The organism is Candidatus Rickettsia tasmaniensis (assembly GCF_036857515.1).
Taxonomy (GTDB): domain Bacteria; phylum Pseudomonadota; class Alphaproteobacteria; order Rickettsiales; family Rickettsiaceae; genus Rickettsia; species Rickettsia rickettsii.
In genome coordinates this window covers 1-914 of the sequence record NZ_JAQCNX010000062.1, presented here as the reverse complement: position 1 = coordinate 914, position 914 = coordinate 1, and the positions used below count along the sequence as shown (strand labels likewise).

The window sequence follows — 914 nt, the reverse complement described above, 5'->3', positions numbered from 1 at the left end:
TTTTTTCATTCAATATATCATCACGGTTTGTATATAAAGATTCAATAAATAAAATAGAGTCCTTTAAAGCTAGTTGCACAGCTATATTGTCCTTATCATGTCTTTCTATAACTTTAGGAAGCCCAAATTCTTTAACTACATTACCTAATTCTTTTATATTAGCTCGAAATTTAGTGGAATCAGAATTTGATATAGGTGTTTTTAAGAGATTTATTATTTCGTTTCTACGTTCTTGTGTTTTAATAATAACTATTTTCTTTAAGTTATCGTCTAAATCTTCCATTCCAATTTTATTGCGAATAATATCGTTTATACTAATTACTTTATTTCCATGCTTTCTCTCATGCCTTGCTGCTACTATACTGCAAGCCAAATCTGTTAATATATCTATTAAGAAACTTTGCGTTATTAAATCTATACCTTTTGCTAATATTTTTATTATACCCTCTTTCTTATTAAGATTATTTTTAAATATTTTAGTTTCAGCAATGCAGCAAGCATTTATGATATTTTTTATATTCCAATAAAATGCATTACAGTAATCGTATAATAAGGGGCTTTCTTGTGCTAAACTTTCAATTTCTCTAAAGATTTCTGCTTTTTGTATTGTTCCACTAGCTTTTAGTGTTTTATTGTGGCTATCTATCTTAATTTCATAGGCATCTAATCTTTTATTTGCCCCGGCATCTAGTAATTTAAAATTACTGGTTTTCAACCTTATTTTTGCATCTTGAATTATTTCACTTGCAAACTTCAGCTTACTACTATGTTTAAATATCTGTTTCTCTTCTTCAGGCTTAAGCTTTTCATTCTTAATAAAGCAATCACATTGTTCTTGGGCTGCTAGTTCGTTAAATAGTTGTCCTCTTAGTTCTGTGTTAATTTCTGCCGGATAAATAGTGGCTATTTTCTTT

Annotated in this window: 1 pseudogene; it reads right to left on the bottom strand. The window is 28.3% G+C overall.

The window, feature by feature from the left end:
- Window positions 1-914: pseudogene (locus tag O6R16_RS07895) on the bottom strand (hypothetical protein); the annotation flags it as partial.